Origin of the sequence: Pseudarthrobacter quantipunctorum (genome assembly GCF_045291495.1) — a bacterium.
GTDB classification, from domain to species: domain Bacteria; phylum Actinomycetota; class Actinomycetes; order Actinomycetales; family Micrococcaceae; genus Arthrobacter; species Arthrobacter quantipunctorum.
This window is the reverse complement of record NZ_CP148033.1, coordinates 1516047-1531876: the sequence shown is the minus strand read 5'-3', so window position 1 is coordinate 1531876 and position 15830 is coordinate 1516047. Positions and strand designations below refer to the sequence as shown.

Here is a 15830-nt window from a genome sequence, read left to right as displayed (position 1 = left end):
CCGCTAGCCCAGGGCCACCAGCCTGGCGGGGTCTTCCACCGGCAGGGTGCCGTTGACCACGGCCGTGACCTGCATCTGGCTCAACGTCAGGCTTCCGCCCACCGTGGACAGGAAGGCCGTGTCGGCCGAGTCCCGGCCAGCCGTGATCCGCAGCATCGACTCCCGCGGGGCCAGCCCCGTGGGATCGATCACGTGCCACCCGCCTTCCACGTAGGCCTCTGCGACGGCATGGAAATCCATGGGGCTCAGGCCGGGGGCATACACCGCAGCCAGGCGGGCCGGAATGTCCTTGGACCTCAGCAATGCGATGGCCAGGTGCGCGAAGTCCCGGCAGACACCGCGGCGGCTCAGGAGGGTTTCCACCGCGCCGTCCGTCCCGCGGGAGGAGCCGCTGATATACCGCAGTTCCCCGTTCACCCAGTTCCGCACGGCGTGCAGCAGCTCCCCGCCGGCGGCTCCGTCGAATTCTGCGTATGCGGTGGGCAGGAGGCGGTCCGACTCCGCGTAGCGGCTGGGCCGAACGTAGCGGATGCGGTCAGCCAGCCCGGCTTCTTCCGGCCGGGCCCGGCCTGCCACAGTCGCGGTGTACTCCACCACCACCTCGGACGGTTCGGCGAACTCCATGTAGTGGAGCCGGCCGCCGTGGTGGTCCGGAACCTCGCTCACGGGAACCTGCCCGCCGCCGGCCGTGATGGACAGGCTTTCCTCGAAGGACGAGTATCCGGTGTTCCTGGCGGCGGCTATGGCCATGGCCACCTTGGTGTTGGGGGCGGTCTTGAAGACCAGGCGTGCGGAAACGGTGCGTTCCATGACTCTCCGGGGGTGTCGGCAGGAAAGAAGCCGCCGCTTGTCCCGGCCAGGGATGCGGGCAGGGAACGGGGGCTAGTTCTTGATCTCCAGAGACATTAGCATCCGCTGGACGTTGGCAAAGTCAGCACTCTCGCTGGCGTACGTTGCGGCCTGGTCAAGGGTGTCGAATGCTTTGGCGGGCTCCACTTTCTCATCGGGCGCGAAGGCCCTGACGGACACGAGGTCGCCAAAGGAGTAGTCGCCCTTGTCCGCCGGCCCGCGGACGATGTTGCGCAGTTCGCAGGCCTGTCCGTCTGCACCGCCAACGATGTTCGTGATGCCGTAGGAGCCGAAGAAGCGGTATCCCTGGATTGCCCGGAACACCACCCTGGGCGGGATGGTCCCCTCCCCGCCTTCGGCGGACAGCTCCACCGGCACGCTGCTGAGCACCGTGTAGGGCCGCCGGGCGTCCGCCGGGCAGTCAGGGGACGACGGCGGGAGTCCCGTCCGAAGCGCCGCCACGAAAGTGCCGTCCGGCTTCTTCACCTCAATTTTCAACGCACCGGGCAGGGTTCCCTCCTCAGGAGGGACCGATTGCGCGATCCAGGTCTCCGGCAGTTCAAACGCAACGGTTTTTGCCGGATCGGAGAAGGTCTTCCACGCGGAGGCTGTGGCGGCAGGCCCGGCTGTTGCGGAACCGGACGCAGCGGGCGTGGTAGCGGAGGATGCCCCAGCTGATGCGGACCCGTCCGGTGAAGCCATGGCGGTGGCGCCGGAATCCTTGGGCTCCGCGGTCCATGCGGGCCCGCTGCCTGACGGGGTGGAGCAGCCGGCAAGGAGCGCGCCTGCCATGATCAGGGCGGTTCCGGGCAGGACCCCAGCTGATGCTATGCGTCTCATGCAGCCAGCCTAACGGGACGTGGCAGCGGCGGGACGTGGCCCGGAGCGGTGTTTCCTGCCGCTCCCCCGCCCCGAAATGGAGGGGACGCCGCCGGGCTAAAGCGGTGCGTGTCGCGGCCGGAGGGCATCGCCGGTCCCGGGGACTAGGCTGGTGCTATGGCGGACTTCCAGCACGGCGCAGCCGAAGAGAACCCGGCGGATATCTCCGCCGTCGACATTGCTGACTGGCGGCTTCGGACCTTTGCCTTGTATGACAATGTCCGCAAACTCTCCGTGGAAAGCCCGGCGGAAGCACATTCCTACTGGCGCCACCAGCGTGACCTTCTCTTTGCCACGCACCCGGCCTCCGCGCTGTCCGCAACGGATAAAGCGCGATTCTCCGGCCTTAAGACGGCTGATTATGATCCCATCTACCGTTTCCACGTCCCGCTGACCAAGGAGGGTGCGGGGCGGGAAATGAGCGTGGAAACCGGAACCGACGGGGTGGTCAACTTCGTGCGGCTGGGGACGTTCGACCTCCCCGAGATGGGGCAGCTCGCTGTGTGGAAACTCCGGGGATACGGCGGCGGCATCTTCGTGCCCTTCCGGGACGCGACGGCCGGCCAGCCCGGCGGAAGCTACGGCGCCGGCCGGTACCTGCTCGATACCATCAAGGGCGCGTTCCACGGTGTCAGCGGGACAGGCCCGGACGCCGCCTTCGTCCTTGACTTCAACTTCGCCTACAACCCGTCCTGCGCCTACAACGAGGCCTGGGCGTGTCCCCTGCCGGGCCCTTCCAACCGGCTGGCTGTGGAGATACCGGTCGGCGAACTGTACTGACCTCTGGGCAGCGGCCCCGGCCGCTGCGTGGCGGTTAGCCGCCGAGCGCCCGCACGCTCTCCACTGCGTGCCGGACCGCCCCCGCTGCGGTGTTGAGGTCCTCTTCCGTGACCGCTGCATCGAAACTGAAGCGGACAGCCGTCTGGGCCACCTCGGCTTCAATACCCAGGGCCGTGAGGACAGCCGAGGGGGCGTCGGACCCGGCAGCGCACGCTGATCCGCTGGAGCACACCACGCCCTGGCGTTCCAGTTCCAGCAGCACCGATTCCCCGCTGGTTCCCGGGAAGCAGAAGGACGCCACGGACGGCAGCCGTCGGGACGGATGCCCGGTAAGGACCGCGCCCGGCACGCCGGTGAGCACGGCGTTGATGAAGGCATCGCGCAGGGCCGCAACACGTCGCCGTTGTTCCTCCTGGCCGGCCTGCGCCAGCGCCAGCGCCGCGGCCATGCCCACGGCACCTGCCACGTTCTCCGTCCCAGACCTGCGGCCCCGTTCCTGGCCACCGCCGTGGATGAGCGGCTCGATCCTGGTGCGGCCCCGGACAAAGAGCACGCCGCAGCCCTTGGGGGCCCCCAGCTTGTGGCCCGAAATACTCATGGCATCAATGCCCAGCGTCCTGGTGTCCAGGGGGAGCCATCCCGCCGCCTGCACCGCGTCCGTGTGGAACGGAACTCCAGCCTGGCGCGCAACCGCTGCCAGCCCGGCCACCGGCTGCACGGTTCCCACTTCATTGTTGGCGTACATGATGCTGGCCAGTGCGGTCTCCGGGCGCAGGACCGCACTAAAGGCCTCAGGCGTCACCAGTCCTGTCCCGTCCACGGGCACCACGTCCACCGTGAATCCGTGGAAGCGTTCCAGGTAGCGTGCGGATTCCTCCACGGCCGGATGTTCGACGGCGCTGATTACCACCCTGTCAAGCTTCGGGTTGGCAGCCTGCCGCGCCAGGGCAATGCCTTTGACGGCCAGGTTGTCCGCCTCCGTTCCGCCGGACGTGAAGGTCAGCTCACCCGGCCGGCAGCCCAGGACAGCGGCCACCGAATCCCGCGCAGCCGCGAGGGCGCGCGCGGCGGCCTCGCCCAGGGTGTGGCGGCTGGAGGGGTTTCCGAAGTCGCCGGCCAGGTATGGCCACATGGCTTCCAGCACCTCGCGGCGGACCGGAGTGGTGGCGGCTGCGTCAAGGAAAATCACGGCTTACCCGGCTGTCAGTTCCACGTCCAGGCCAAGGTCCAGGGAGGCCACCGTGTGGGTGAGGGCACCGATGGAGATGACGTCAACCCCGGCCGCGGCAATTCCTGCGACCGTGTTGAGGTTGACGTTGCCGCTTGCTTCCACGCGGGCCCGTCCTGCCACCAGGGCTACACCCTGGCGGAGCTCGTCCAGCGTGAAGTTGTCCAGCATGATGGTGTCCACGCCGGCGGCCAGGACAGGTTCGATCTGGTCCATGCGGTCCACCTCCACTTCGAAGTGGGTGGTGTGTCCCAGCTGGGCCTTGGCCGCCCGGAGCAGCTCCGTCAGCCTGGCGGGGTCCCCTCCGGTCATCACGGCAAGGTGGTTGTCCTTCGCCAGCACTGCGTCGGAGAGGCTGTACCGGTGGTTGGCGCCTCCCCCGCACCGCACGGCGAACCGTTCCAGGATCCGCAGGCCGGGGGTGGTCTTCCGGGTGTCGGTGATCCTGGCCCGTGTCCCCTCGGCCAGCTGGACAAATTCGGCGGTCCTGGTGGCGATCGCGGACATCCGCTGAACGAGGTTGAGGGCGACCCGTTCGGCGAGCAGGACCGAGCGTGCCCGTCCGCTGACCCGCGCAAGGTGCGTGCCGGCGTCGAACCTGTCCCCGTCCGCCAGCAGCAGCTCCACCTCGGTGCCGGGGTCCACCAGCTGCATGGCATCCCGGAAGACGGTGGCTCCGCTGAAGACCCCGGGCACGCGGGCGTTCAGGACGGCCGTGGCGCGGGCGCCGGCGGGAATGAGCAGTTGGGAGGTGATGTCCCCGCCCGGAGCGTCCTCGGCGAAGGCCCGTTCAAGGATCTCGCGGACGGGAGCCGCCGGCAGGGTGAGGTCCAGGCCAACGGCCTTGGCCGCCACGGGTGCAATCACGGAGTTTTCAGTCACGGACAAGGCTCGCTTTCGGGCGCAGGCGGGAGTGTTCTTGGAGTTCATCAGCAATGCCGGCGGCATCAGCGGGGCTGTCGCTCCGGTAATGGGCGCCCAGGGATGCAGTCCGTTCCAGGGCGGCAGCCACCAGCAGCTGGGCGGCCAGCAGCAGGTTGCGGTCCTCATGCTCCCGCGGGTCCGCCCCGGCGGCTGCAGTTCCGGGAAGAACGACGGCGGCCCACCGGCCAAGAGTTTCCGCCGCCTCCTGCAAAAGCACCCCATCCCGAAGCACCCCGGCCTTGGCAGTCATCAACCGGCGAAGAGCATCACGCCAGAACGGGGTTTCCACGTCGATACTTCCACCGGAGCTGGCCGGCACGCCCCCGAACGGGCCACCCGACCCGGCACCCGCGCCTGCTGAAGCCGCAGGGAAGGTGACGGACAAATGGTCGCCTGAGGGTGCCCCGGAAGCATGCGTAAAGGGGAGGCCGCCCGCGGCCGACCTAGCATGCGGAGGGGCGCCCTCAGGCGACCCCCAGCCAAAGTCACCGGAGAGGAAGTCCTCAACAGCGCGGCGGCCGAAGACGAGTCCTTCGAGGAGGGAGTTGCTGGCCAGCCGGTTTGCCCCTTGGACGCCCGTGCATGCGACTTCGCCGGCGGCGTAGAGTCCGGGGAGGCTGGTCCGGGCGTGCAGGTCGGTGAGTATGCCGCCCATCCAGTAGTGGGCTGCCGGGGCCACGGGGACCAGGTCCCGGGTCCAGTCGATGCCGGCGGCGAGGGTTTTTTCGGTGAGGGTCGGGAACCGCCGGGCCAGGAAACCGGCACCCCTGGCCGCCTCGATAACGCGGGCGTCAAGGTACACGTGGCCGTTGGGGTCGCCGAGCTTGGCCAGGTGCAGGGCTATGCTGCGGGAGACCACGTCCCGGGGGGCGAGCTCCGCGTCCGGATGGTATGCCCGCATGAAGCGTTTTCCGTTGCCGTCAACGAGGACCGCCCCTTCGCCGCGGACAGCCTCGGAGATCAGCAGCGGTTCGCCGGCAAGGCCCGAGGAGGCGGGCCCGGCGTTCCGGACCAGGCAGGTGGGGTGGAACTGGAAGAATTCCAGGTCCGCTGTCCGCGCTCCGGCACGGACCGCGAGCGCCAGGCCGTCAGCGGTGGCCACTGCGGGGTTGGTGGTCTGGGCAAACAGCCGGCCGGCGCCTCCGGTTGCCAGCAGGACGGCGTCCCCGCGCAGTTCTGCCCTGTTCCCGCCCTTCAGGAACTCAACCCCGGTGATGGTGCCGTCGTCGTGCAGGAGTGAGGTGGCGTGTGCATTGGTGATGACCGTCAGGACACCGGCCGCCTTCCGGGAGAGCACCGCCTGGATGAGGGCACCGGCCACTTTCGCGCCCGTGGCGTCGCCGCCGGCGTGGAGGATGCGGGGCGCGGAGTGGGCGGCTTCCAGCCCCAGTGCCGGGCTCCCGGCGGGCTGCAGGTCGAAGTGCACGCCGAAGCGCTGCAGTCCGGCGATGTCGTGCCGGGCCTGCGTGCACATCAGCCGGACGGCGTCGGCGTTGCAGTGCCCGGCGCCTGCCTGGAGCGTGTCGGTGATGTGGGCCGCTGCGGTGTCACCCGGGGCTGGTTCATCCAGCACGGCCGAGATGCCGCCCTGGGCGTACCAGGTGTTGCTGTGGTCCAGGCCGCCTTTCGTCAGGAGAACCACGGAGGCGCCGGCGTCGGTTGCCAGCAGCGCCGCATACAGTCCGGCAATGCCGCTGCCGATGACCACCAGCCGGCGGCGGCCAGGCATCACGGGCCCAACGGGCACAAGGGGCTCGGCCTTCATTACGGCCTGGCGGCGAGCATGCGCTCGAGGGCGGTCCGGGCGTGGTCCTGGACGGACTCCGCGACGGTGATGCGGTTGACAACCCGGCCGGCCACCAGCTCCTCCAGCACCCAGGCCAGGTACCCCGGGTGGATGCGGTACATCGTGGAGCAGGGGCAGATCACGGGATCCAGGCAGAAGACGGTGTGCTGCGGGTACTCCGCTGCAAGCCGGTTCACCATGTTGATTTCGGTGCCGATCGCGAACGTGGTGGGCTCCGTGGCCGCGGCGATCGCCTTCTTGATGAAGTCGGTGGAGCCGGCAGAGTCGGCGGCGTCCACGACGTCCATGGGGCACTCGGGGTGGACAATAACCTGGACGCCGGGGAAGTCCATCCTGGCCTTCTCGATTTGTCCCACGTTGAAGCGCTTGTGGACCGAGCAGAACCCGTGCCAGAGGATGACCCTGGAATCGAGCAGTGCCTGTTCGTCGTTGCCGCCGAGGTCCTTGCGCGGATTCCACATGAGCATCTGCTCCAGCGGCACGCCCAGGGCTTTGGCGGTGTTGCGGCCCAGGTGCTGGTCGGGGAAGAACAGCACGCGCTGGGCACGCTGGAACGCCCACTCAAGCACGGTCCTGGCGTTGGAGGACGTACACACGATGCCGCCGTGCTCGCCGCAGAACGCCTTCAGGGCTGCCGAGGAGTTCATGTAGGTGACGGGCAGCACCGGGACCCGGCCCTCGGCGTCGGGTTCGGTGCCGAAAATCTCTTCGAGCTGCTCCCAGCACTCGGCCACGGAGTCGGCGTCCGCCATGTCTGCCATGGAGCAGCCGGCCGCCAGGTTGGGGAGGATGACTGCCTGGTCTGGTGCGGACAGGATGTCAGCGGTTTCCGCCATGAAGTGGACGCCGCAGAACACGATCGCTTCTGCGTCCGGCCTGGTGAGTGCGGCGTTGGCCAGCTGGAAGGAGTCCCCCACGAAGTCGGCGTACTGGATCACTTCGTCCCGCTGGTAGAAGTGGCCCAGGATGACGGCACGGTCACCGAGGGCCGCCTTCGCCGCCAGGATGCGTTCGCCCAGCTCGGCGTCGCTGGCGAGCTTGTACTCCTCCGGCAGCTGCCCCTGGCGCGGGGTGGCGGCCGGCGCAACGTCCGCACTGGAAGCGCCGGGACCATAGGCGGGAATGCCGGCGAGCGCCTCGGCGAGGTCGTAGTCCCACGGGCCCTTGGCCAGGGCGGGGCTGCAGGTGCTGCCTGCCGCCGTCGCGCCTTTTTCCGCCTGTTCGCGCGTGATCAGCTGGATCGCTGTGTTGACGCTGCTCATAGTGTGCTCCTGTTGTCTGGGTCAAGGCCGGGCCGGCCGGTGAAGCGGTAGAGGCGCGGGGGGCGGTGTTTGCCGCCCTGCAGGTACTCGCCGGTTTCCTCTATTTCGGGTGTGGACTTCAGCTGCCTGCGGAAGTTCGCCGGATCAAGCTCGCGGTCCAGCACTGCCTCGTAGACCTCGCGGACCTGGGCGAGCGTGAAGTACTCCCCCAGGAGGTGGTACGCCACGGACCCGTAGGCCAGCTTGTTGCGCAGGCGCCAGAGCGCGTAGTCCACGATCGCGTTGTGGTCGAACGCCAGCTCCCCTAGCCGGTCCGCCCGGAACCACCGGACGTTTTCGGACTCGTCGGCGAGCGCTGCCTCCGTAGGGCGGACCAGGGCCCAGTACACGATCGATACCACCCGCTGGGTGGGTGAGCGGTGCAGCCCGCCGAAGGCGTAGAGCTGCTCCAGGTAGCTGGGGGTGAGCCCGGTGGTTTCCCTCAGGTTGCGGGATGCAGCGTCCTGGAGGGACTCCGAGTGGCTGAGCGGCCCGCCGGGCAGCGCCCAGAGTCCCTTGAAGGGCTCCCGGATCCGGCGGACCAGGGGCAGCCAGAGCGTAGGCCGGCCGGAGCTTTCACTGGGCCGGAGGGCAAAGATGACGGTGGAGATGGCCAGTGAGGGCGGTGCCGCCTGGCGCTCCGACACGTTTGCCGAACTGGAGTACATGGTCCACCGCCTTCCTGGCAGCTGGGCCCTTTCCGCGGAAGGACACCCAATCTAGTTATGGTCACATTGACCAAAACTAATTGTACGGGCATGCGCCGGGGAAATGCCAAATGTTTCTGGCCTTGTCCGCCGGCTTCCATCGCGCGCTGCACTGAGGCCACCGCTGCACCGAATACCGCCCACGCGGTAGAGGCGGTAAATTCGAGTGGGCCCACAAGGCGCCACCATCGAGACCCCAAGAAGGTTCACGGCACTATGACGACGAAGTCCACCACAGCCCGTCCCAAAGGAAACCCCCTGCACCCCGTCCACAGCATGAAGCCCCGGCAGCTCACCATGATGGGGCTGGGCAGCGCCATCGGCGCGGGGCTCTTCCTGGGTTCAGGCGCCGGCGTGCAGGCAGCCGGGCCGGCCGTCCTTATTTCGTACCTGGTGGCCGGGACGCTCATCATCCTGGTCATGTGGGCACTGGGCGAGATGGCCGCCGCAAACCCCAACAGCGGCGCCTTTTCCGTCTATGCCGAACGCGCCCTGGGCAAGACCGCCGGTGCCACCATCGGCTGGCTGTGGTGGCTGCAGCTGGTGGTGGTGATCGCCGCCGAAGCCCTTGGGGCGGCGGCCCTCCTGTTCTCCGTCTGGCCGGTCCTCCCGGCCTGGGCCCTGGCGCTGGCATTCATGGTGCTCTTCACCGGCATCAACCTTGCCGGGGTACGCAACTTCGGCGAGTTCGAATTCTGGTTCGCCATCCTCAAGGTTGCCGCGATCGTGCTGTTCCTGGCGGTGGGCGCAGCCCTGCTGCTGGGCCTGCTGCCGGAGGTGGCCTCGCCGGGACTGTCCAACCTCACCGCCGACTTCGCCCCGCAGGGCCTCGGTGGTATTGCCTCAGCGCTCTTTGTGGTCATCTTCGCGTTCGGCGGAACGGAGATCGTGTCCGTCGCCGCAGCGGAGACCGAAGACCCCGAGCGGAGCGTGGCCAAAGCCATCCGCACTGTGGTGTGGCGCATCCTGGTCTTCTACATCGGCTCCGTTTTCGTCATCGCCGCGGTCCTGCCGGCAACATCCCAAAGCCTGTCCTCGCCCTTCGCCGGCGTCCTGGACGCCGCCCGAATCCCCGGCGCCGGGGCGGCCATCACCATGGTGGCCGTCGTCGCGCTGCTGTCTGCACTGAACGCCAACCTCTACGGGGCCTCACGCATGGCCTACTCCCTCGCCCAGCGCTCCGCCGCACCCCGGTTCCTGACGCGGCTTTACGGCGCGAACGTCCCCATGCTGGCCGTCGGTGTATCTGTAGCGTTCGGATTCATCGCCACAGTCCTGGAGCTCCTCTTCCCTGAACGGATCCTGCCTGCGCTGTTTCAGCTGGTGGGCTCCACCTGCCTGGTGGTGTGGGGCAGCGCCCTCGTATCGCAGCTGATCCTTCGCCGGCGCGCCGACCACGCCGGCACGCACCTGCCCCTCCGGATGAAGGGCTTTCCCGGCCTGACCATCCTGGGACTGGCGCTCCTGGCCGTCATTTTCGCCGTGGGGTTCAGCGCTGAGGCCAGCCGTATCCAGCTGTTCAGCACATTCGCACTCATCGGCGGCATCGCGCTGGCCTGCGCACTGGGCGCCCGGCTCACCTCCCGGAACCGCCAGCCCAACTAGGTAGCAGCAGATGCTGTTATGGAGGCCCGGAACGACATCTGCTGCTACCTGGTTGGGGCGTAAAGCGGCCAGCGGGTGTTGGGAAGCGGCAGGTCCGGCGGCAGGTAGAGTAAATCCGAAAGCACGAGGTTCCGAAGCGCCGGGTCCGCCCGGGCGCCGTAGTTGATGAGGACTGACACCATGAGCGGCAGGCACAGCGGCCAACAGCAGACGCACACCGTGGAGGGCACGGATCCACAGCTCTACGTGGCGGTGCACGAGCCCGCCGCCGACGCCGGGCTCCGCCCCGTCCTGCTGGTGCACGGTTTCTCCTCGTCGAGCAAGCTCAACTGGGAGGACACCGGCTGGGTGGCGGCGCTCCTGGACGCCGGGCGGCGCGTCATCACGGTGGACCTGCCCGGGCACGGCCGCAGCGGCGCTCCGGAAGACCTGGACTCGTACTCCCCCAGCAGGATCCGGGCGGACCTGCTGCAAACAGCGTTCGACGCCGGCGTGCGGCCTTTGCAGGACGGTGAGCCTTCCAGCGGGTTGGACGTGGTGGGTTATTCCCTGGGCTCAAGGCTTGCCTGGGAGTTCGGCGCCACCCAGCCGGAAATCACCCACCGCCTGGTGCTGGGCGGTCCCAACATGGCTGATCCGCTGGCGGAGTTCGACCTGCGGGCGGCACAGGACTACCTGGCCGACGGCACACCCATTGCCGACGAGTCCACGGCGCAGCTGCTCAAGATGGCCCTGCTGCTGCCCAGCAACAACATCTTCGCGCTGCTCTCCCTGGTGGAGGCCATCAAAGCCGAGCCCTACGATCCCACGGAGGCCGTTCCCCACGTCCCAATGCTCCTGGTGGCCGGGGACAAGGACGAACGTGCCGGCAGCCTGCCGCAGCTTGCCGAACTGGCAAGGAAAGCCGGGGGCGCGGCCGAGCAGCTGATCCTGCCCGGACGGAACCACACAAATGCCATCACCAGCAGGGCCTTCAAGCAAGCTGCCGTCAGGTTCCTGGCGGGCCAGGAACCTGCCTGACGGCCGCTATTTCCAGCCCGCACCGAGGACAGTTCCTGCGCCGGATTTTGCCGGCACCCGGTGGCGCCTGCCGCCCCCGCAAACGGTAGGCTGAACTTTAGGCCGGAAGAGCCTGGAGGGACTGATGGGCACGTTTTTTGAAGACCGCACGGACGCCGGTGAACGGCTCGCTGCTGTGCTCACGCAGTTCCGGGAACGGCCGGACACAGAGGTCCTGGGCCTGGCCCGGGGCGGCATCCCGGTTGCGGCCGCCGTCGCCAAGGCCCTCTACCTGCCCCTCGGAACAGTCCTGGTCCGGAAGCTGGGGATCCCCGGCCACGATGAAACGGCCTACGGGGCACTGGCGTGGGTCCGGGGCCGCACCGTCCGGCTGATCAACAAACCCCTGCTGGACCGGGTCCTCGAACACGGTGTGCGCCAGGTGTCGCTGGACGCGGTGGAACAGCGCGAACGCATGGAGCTTCTCCGCCGCGTGGAACTTTACCCCGGAGCGGACCTGGACGTGGCAGGCAAGACCGTCCTGCTGGTCGACGACGGCCTGGCGACCGGCGCCACCATGAGGGCAGCTGTCGAAGCAGTGCGCGAGGGCGGCGCGGCCACCGTCGTTGCAGCCGCCCCGGTGGGTTCCGTCGAGGCGGAGGCTTCCCTGGAGCGGGTGTGCGACGCCGTGCTGTGCCTTCACCTGCCCGGCAAGTTCCGGGCGGTGGGCAGCTTCTACCGGCACTTTGACCAACTGTCCGACGACGACGCGATCAGCATCCTCGAGCAGTGACAACGCGGGCCCTGCTACTTCGCGGGGACGGCAAAGCGGGCCGGACCGCCATGGTCGGGCCCGCTTTCGTTAGGAAGACGGTGATGGGTCCACGCCGTCAGTGGTGGCTGACGCCGAGCGGCCGCCCCTTGGTTTCCTTGGCCAGAACCACGCCGATGGCGGAGATGACGCACAGGATCATGATGTAAATGCCGATCGAGCCTGTCCATTTGGTGGCCTGCAGCAGGGTTTCAGCGATGGTCGCCGCGAATGCACCGCCCAGGATGGCGCCGAAGGCGTAGCCGATGGAGATTCCCGAGTAGCGGACGTTGGCCGGGAACATCTCGGCGTACATTGCGGACATCGGCCCGTAGGACAGCCCGAGCCCGATGGTGAGGACGAACAGCGCCAGTCCGTACAGCCAGATGTTCCGGGTATCGATGAGGGCAAACATGGGAATCATCCAGACGAAGATGATTGCGTAGCCGGTCAGGAAGGTCTTGACCCGGCCGATCCGGTCCGAGATCCAGCCGCCTGCCAGCGTGAAGATGAGCCAGCCGAAGGATGCCAGGGTGGTGGCCAGGAGGACCTGCGGGGTAGGCATCTGCAGGGTCCGCGTGGCGTAGGCGATGAAGAAGGCGATCAGCAGGTAGCCGGCGGCGTTGTTGCCAATGAAGATCATGGTTGAGTAAAGGACCGGCTTCTTGTGGCTCCGGACCAGTTCGCCCAGGGGCGCCTTGCTTTCCTGCTTCCGGGCGGCCATCTCCTGGAAGACCGGGCTTTCGGCGACGGCCCGCCGGATCAGGTAGCCCACCACGATCAGGACGATGGAGAGCAGGAACGGCACGCGCCATCCCCAGGCTGCGAAGTCTTCCTTGGACATGCTGGAGTTGAGGAAGAAGAGCAGCCCGGTGGCCAGGATCATGCCGATCGGTACACCGATCTGGGGGTAGGCGCCGAAGAGGCCGCGCTTGTTCAGGGGGGCGTGTTCAACGGCCATCAGCGCTGCGCCGCCCCATTCGCCGCCCGCCGAGAAGCCCTGGATGATGCGGAGCAGGATCAGGAGGATGGGAGCCCAGGCGCCGATCTGCGCGTAGGTGGGGAGCATGCCGATGAGTGCGGTGGCTGCCCCCATCATCACCAGGGTGAAGACGAGCATGGCCTTGCGTCCCAGGCGGTCGCCCAGGTGCCCGGCCACCACGGCGCCGAGTGGCCGGAAGAGGAAGCTGATGCCGATCAGGGCAAACGAGAGGATCTGCGCCAGGCCCGGGTTGGACTGGTTCAGCGGTGCAAGGAACAGCGGTGACAGCAGCGTTGCGGTCAGCTGCGCGAAGATGAAGAAGTCGTACCACTCGATGGTGGTACCGACGAGGGTGCCGGCGAGGACCTTGCGTTCCTCCCGCCGGGAGCTGGGACCGGCGAGTGTGTCCACCTTGGAAGGTGTGGTCATTGAAACTCCATTGTTCAAGGCAGCAGAGCTGCCGGGACGCCTTCAGGATTACCGACAGAACGGTCAGTTAGTTAGTAGGGTACACCGAAAATGTGAGGCGGAACACGGGCTTCCGGAACTTTCTTGCCGGGCCAGCCTGCGGCACCGGATGCGCCCCGGGCAACGGGGGCCCTGACTTCGGTGCCGTGGACTCCCCGGCGTGTGAGTTCTATATTTGGAATGCCGTTTCGTATTCAGGACGCACCCCGGCCACAAACCCCGGCAACCGGGGCGTCGCGCGTACCCGCCACCTAGGATGGAGACCATGAACCCCACCGCCGCAGCCCCGGCCGGAGCAGCGCCGGCGCAGGCTTCCCCCTCCCAAACCCTGTCGCGGGGTATCCGCGCCCTGGAGATTATGGCAGCGGCATCCGCGCCCCTGACGATTGCGGAACTTGCGGACGCCATGGGGGTGCACAGGTCGGTGGCCTACCGCATCCTTCGCACCCTGGAGGACCATTCACTCCTGGTGCGTGATGACGCCGGCCGTGTCCAGCCGGGGCCCGGCCTTGCGGTTCTGGCCCGCGGCGTTTCCCGCAACCTCCAGGCTGCCGCCCTGCCGGAACTGACGCAGCTGGCTAATGCTTTGGACATGACGGCGTTTGTCGCTGTCTGGGACCACCACGACTGCATCACCCTGCTCACGGTGGAACCGAGGCACTCCGGCGCCACGGTGGCGCAACGTCCCGGCACCCGCCATCCCATCAACGCCGGTGCGCCCGGCATCGCCATCCAGTCCGCGCTCACGGAGGCGGAATGGGACCGGCTGGCTACGGGCATCCCCTACCGCCCCGAAGCCGCTGAAGCCCGCCGCGCCGGCTATTCCGCCAGCCACGACGAGGTGATTGCGGGGGTTTCCTCCCTGGCGGCCCCGGTCCGGGTTCCTGGCGGCCGCCCCGCTGCGCTGTCCGTTGTCTATATCCGCTCATCCCATGATCCCGCTACGGTTGGAGCCGCGCTGGTTGAGAGCGCGGCCAGGATTGAGCGGCAGCTCGCTTAGGGCTTCCGGCGAAGGACGACGGCGGCTCCCGCCCCCAGGAGTGCCAGCGCGGAGGCGGCGCAGACCGGGACAAGGAAGGCCGCTGCGTAGCCGTGGCTTTCGGCAAGCTGGCCGCCCAGCGAAGATCCCAGCGCAGTGCCGGCCACGATGCCGCTGGCCAGCGACGTCATCACAGTACTTAGGCGGCCGGCAGGAGCGATGGTCCCGCCGACGGCGAAGACTGTGACCATGACGGGCCCCACCGGGACGCCCAGGATCAGCAGCGCCGCCACCATCGCCGGCATCGAGGTTGGCAGGAGCAGCAGCAGGGACAGCGCAGCCATGAGCGCGGCGCACAGCACCCAGCGCCGGGCCGGGCCGAAGCGCTGCGGCCAGTACGCAACGGACAGTGCGGCCACGGCCGAGCTCAGCCCCATTACGGCGTAGAGCAGGCCGGCCGCCTCAGAGCCTGCAAACCCTGCCGAAAAGGAGCTCAGGGCGGTTTGGGTGGAGCCGAAGAACGTCCCCATGCAGACCATGGCGAGCACCGGCACGGCCACCGCTGCCGGGAGCTTTCCGGCCCGGCTCCGTGAACCGGCCGGCATCTTGTTTCCCGTGGCTGGCCTGCTGGCCGGAACCGCCCGGTGTGTACGGTGGACTGCGAAGGCGGGAACGAAGGTGATGGTCAGTGCCACCGCCACTGCGAGGGGCAGCCAGGGCGCCAGCAGGCTGGCCAAGATTCCCACCAGTGCCGGGCCCAGGACAAAGGTCACCTCATCTGCCGTGCTTTCGTAGGAAAGGGCAGTGTCCAGGTCCCGTTCCTGGTCCCTGTCCGGGCCGCGGGCGGCCAGTGCCATCCAGCGGACCCTGGCAAGCGGGCCGACCTGCGGGCAGCTGGCACCTGACAGGAAGGCGGCGGCCAGTACCGCGGCCGGGATACCCGGGGATTCCGCCGTTGCCCACACAGCGAGGATCAGGGCCACCACGGCAACGCTGTTGAGGAGGGCCGCGAGCAGGAGCACCGGGCGTTGTCCCCGGCGGTCGGCAAGGGCGCCCAGAACCGGCGCACCAAGAGCCGAGCCGATCCCCACGGCTCCTGCCGCCATCCCGCCGAGCGCGTAGGAGCCGCTGGCTGACGTGACCAGGGTCAGCGTACCCACTGTCAGCATGGCCAGCGGCAGCCGGGCAAACAGGCCAAGGGGTATAAAGGCCCGGCCGGCCAGGAGGGGCAGCCTGGCGAAGCGGCTTCGGGAGGCCGCGGGGGTTTCTCCCGGAAGGAGCGGAGCGGCGGTAGCTGGGTCCGGGGTTGGTGACAGCTCTCCGGCGGCAGGGCCGGGTACTTGCGTGCTGGCAGGTGTAAGGGGTGAGTTCAATTCCGGGCTCGTTCATCTCGTGCGCATCGTCCCTCCTCCCGATGCGCGCAACCCGGTAACAGTGCAATTATATCCGGACGGTATACCTATCCGGCCTGCAGCCCGCCAGTCCGGCTGGAGCGCAGGGCCACTACCCTG

Annotated in this window: 14 protein-coding genes; 5 read left to right on the top strand and 9 right to left on the bottom strand. The window is 68.1% G+C overall.

Going from position 1 to position 15830, the window contains the following annotated elements:
- Positions 1-3: 3 nt before the first annotated feature.
- Complete coding sequence (locus WHH00_RS07025) at positions 4-810, bottom strand: transglutaminase family protein (RefSeq protein ID WP_406637641.1); 807 nt, start codon at positions 808-810, stop codon at positions 4-6.
- 72 nt (positions 811-882) lie between these two features.
- A complete protein-coding gene (locus WHH00_RS07020; RefSeq protein ID WP_406637639.1) occupies positions 883-1689 on the bottom strand; it encodes a hypothetical protein in 807 nt (268 codons plus the stop codon).
- A gap of 156 nt (positions 1690-1845) precedes the next feature.
- On the opposite strand from WHH00_RS07020, the gene WHH00_RS07015 reads away from it, so the two are divergent.
- Positions 1846-2508: a DUF1684 domain-containing protein gene (locus tag WHH00_RS07015; RefSeq protein WP_406637637.1), complete on the top strand. Its 663-nt coding sequence runs from the start codon at positions 1846-1848 to the stop codon at positions 2506-2508.
- A 34-nt stretch (positions 2509-2542) separates the two neighbouring features.
- On the opposite strand, the gene WHH00_RS07010 is transcribed toward WHH00_RS07015, so the two are convergent.
- The 5 genes from WHH00_RS07010 to WHH00_RS06990 are packed head-to-tail and all read right to left on the bottom strand — an operon-like array spanning position 2543 to position 8436.
- Positions 2543-3697, bottom strand: coding sequence for a cysteine desulfurase family protein (locus WHH00_RS07010; protein WP_406637635.1), 1155 nt, complete (start codon positions 3695-3697; stop codon positions 2543-2545).
- A gap of 3 nt (positions 3698-3700) precedes the next feature.
- Positions 3701-4618 carry a carboxylating nicotinate-nucleotide diphosphorylase gene (gene nadC / locus WHH00_RS07005; RefSeq protein WP_406637633.1) on the bottom strand — a complete coding sequence of 306 codons (918 nt, stop codon included), beginning with the start codon at positions 4616-4618 and terminating at the stop codon, positions 3701-3703.
- Positions 4611-6425: an L-aspartate oxidase gene (locus WHH00_RS07000; protein WP_406637631.1), complete on the bottom strand. Its 1815-nt coding sequence runs from the start codon at positions 6423-6425 to the stop codon at positions 4611-4613. Before WHH00_RS07000 ends, nadC begins: the two co-directional genes overlap by 8 nt.
- Positions 6425-7729 (bottom strand): quinolinate synthase NadA, encoded by a 1305-nt coding sequence (gene nadA / locus WHH00_RS06995; protein WP_406637629.1) that lies wholly within the window; start codon positions 7727-7729, stop codon positions 6425-6427. The genes WHH00_RS07000 and nadA overlap by 1 nt, the downstream gene beginning before the upstream one ends.
- Entirely contained in the window at positions 7726-8436 is a 711-nt protein-coding gene (locus WHH00_RS06990; protein WP_406637627.1) for an NUDIX hydrolase, read from the bottom strand. The genes nadA and WHH00_RS06990 overlap by 4 nt, the downstream gene beginning before the upstream one ends.
- 255 nt (positions 8437-8691) lie before the next feature.
- Between WHH00_RS06990 and WHH00_RS06985 the strand changes: the two genes are divergently transcribed.
- The 3 genes from WHH00_RS06985 to WHH00_RS06975 all read left to right on the top strand — a co-directional run bounded on the left by WHH00_RS06985 (position 8692) and on the right by WHH00_RS06975 (position 11872).
- Positions 8692-10080 carry an amino acid permease gene (locus WHH00_RS06985; protein WP_406637625.1) on the top strand — a complete coding sequence of 463 codons (1389 nt, stop codon included), beginning with the start codon at positions 8692-8694 and terminating at the stop codon, positions 10078-10080.
- A 180-nt stretch (positions 10081-10260) separates the two neighbouring features.
- A complete protein-coding gene (locus WHH00_RS06980; protein ID WP_406637623.1) occupies positions 10261-11100 on the top strand; it encodes an alpha/beta fold hydrolase in 840 nt (279 codons plus the stop codon).
- A 124-nt stretch (positions 11101-11224) separates the two neighbouring features.
- Positions 11225-11872, top strand: a complete 648-nt coding sequence (locus WHH00_RS06975; RefSeq protein WP_406637621.1) for a phosphoribosyltransferase — start codon at positions 11225-11227, stop codon at positions 11870-11872.
- A gap of 97 nt (positions 11873-11969) precedes the next feature.
- Here the strand turns inward: WHH00_RS06975 and WHH00_RS06970 are convergent, their stop codons facing one another.
- Positions 11970-13301, bottom strand: coding sequence for an MFS transporter (locus WHH00_RS06970; protein ID WP_406637619.1), 1332 nt, complete (start codon positions 13299-13301; stop codon positions 11970-11972).
- Between the two features lie 304 nt (positions 13302-13605).
- Here WHH00_RS06970 and WHH00_RS06965 point away from each other — a divergent pair, with 304 nt between their 5' ends.
- Entirely contained in the window at positions 13606-14340 is a 735-nt protein-coding gene (locus WHH00_RS06965) for an IclR family transcriptional regulator (protein WP_231456819.1), read from the top strand.
- Here the strand turns inward: WHH00_RS06965 and WHH00_RS06960 are convergent.
- Complete coding sequence (locus WHH00_RS06960) at positions 14337-15692, bottom strand: MFS transporter (RefSeq protein WP_406637617.1); 1356 nt, start codon at positions 15690-15692, stop codon at positions 14337-14339. The genes WHH00_RS06965 and WHH00_RS06960 overlap by 4 nt on opposite strands.
- Between the last annotated feature and the right edge of the window lie 138 nt (positions 15693-15830).

Coding starts and splice junctions, on each gene's coding strand:
- WHH00_RS06965 (WP_231456819.1), top strand. CDS start 13,606: ATGAACCCCACCGCCGCAGCCCCGGCCGGAGCAGCGCCGGCGCAGGCT.
- WHH00_RS06980 (WP_406637623.1), top strand. CDS start 10,261: ATGAGCGGCAGGCACAGCGGCCAACAGCAGACGCACACCGTGGAGGGC.
- WHH00_RS07000 (WP_406637631.1), bottom strand. CDS start 6,425: ATGAAGGCCGAGCCCCTTGTGCCCGTTGGGCCCGTGATGCCTGGCCGC.
- WHH00_RS07025 (WP_406637641.1), bottom strand. CDS start 810: ATGGAACGCACCGTTTCCGCACGCCTGGTCTTCAAGACCGCCCCCAAC.
- WHH00_RS07020 (WP_406637639.1), bottom strand. CDS start 1,689: ATGAGACGCATAGCATCAGCTGGGGTCCTGCCCGGAACCGCCCTGATC.
- nadA (WP_406637629.1), bottom strand. CDS start 7,729: ATGAGCAGCGTCAACACAGCGATCCAGCTGATCACGCGCGAACAGGCG.
- WHH00_RS06990 (WP_406637627.1), bottom strand. CDS start 8,436: ATGTACTCCAGTTCGGCAAACGTGTCGGAGCGCCAGGCGGCACCGCCC.
- WHH00_RS06975 (WP_406637621.1), top strand. CDS start 11,225: ATGGGCACGTTTTTTGAAGACCGCACGGACGCCGGTGAACGGCTCGCT.
- WHH00_RS07015 (WP_406637637.1), top strand. CDS start 1,846: ATGGCGGACTTCCAGCACGGCGCAGCCGAAGAGAACCCGGCGGATATC.
- WHH00_RS06970 (WP_406637619.1), bottom strand. CDS start 13,301: ATGACCACACCTTCCAAGGTGGACACACTCGCCGGTCCCAGCTCCCGG.
- WHH00_RS06985 (WP_406637625.1), top strand. CDS start 8,692: ATGACGACGAAGTCCACCACAGCCCGTCCCAAAGGAAACCCCCTGCAC.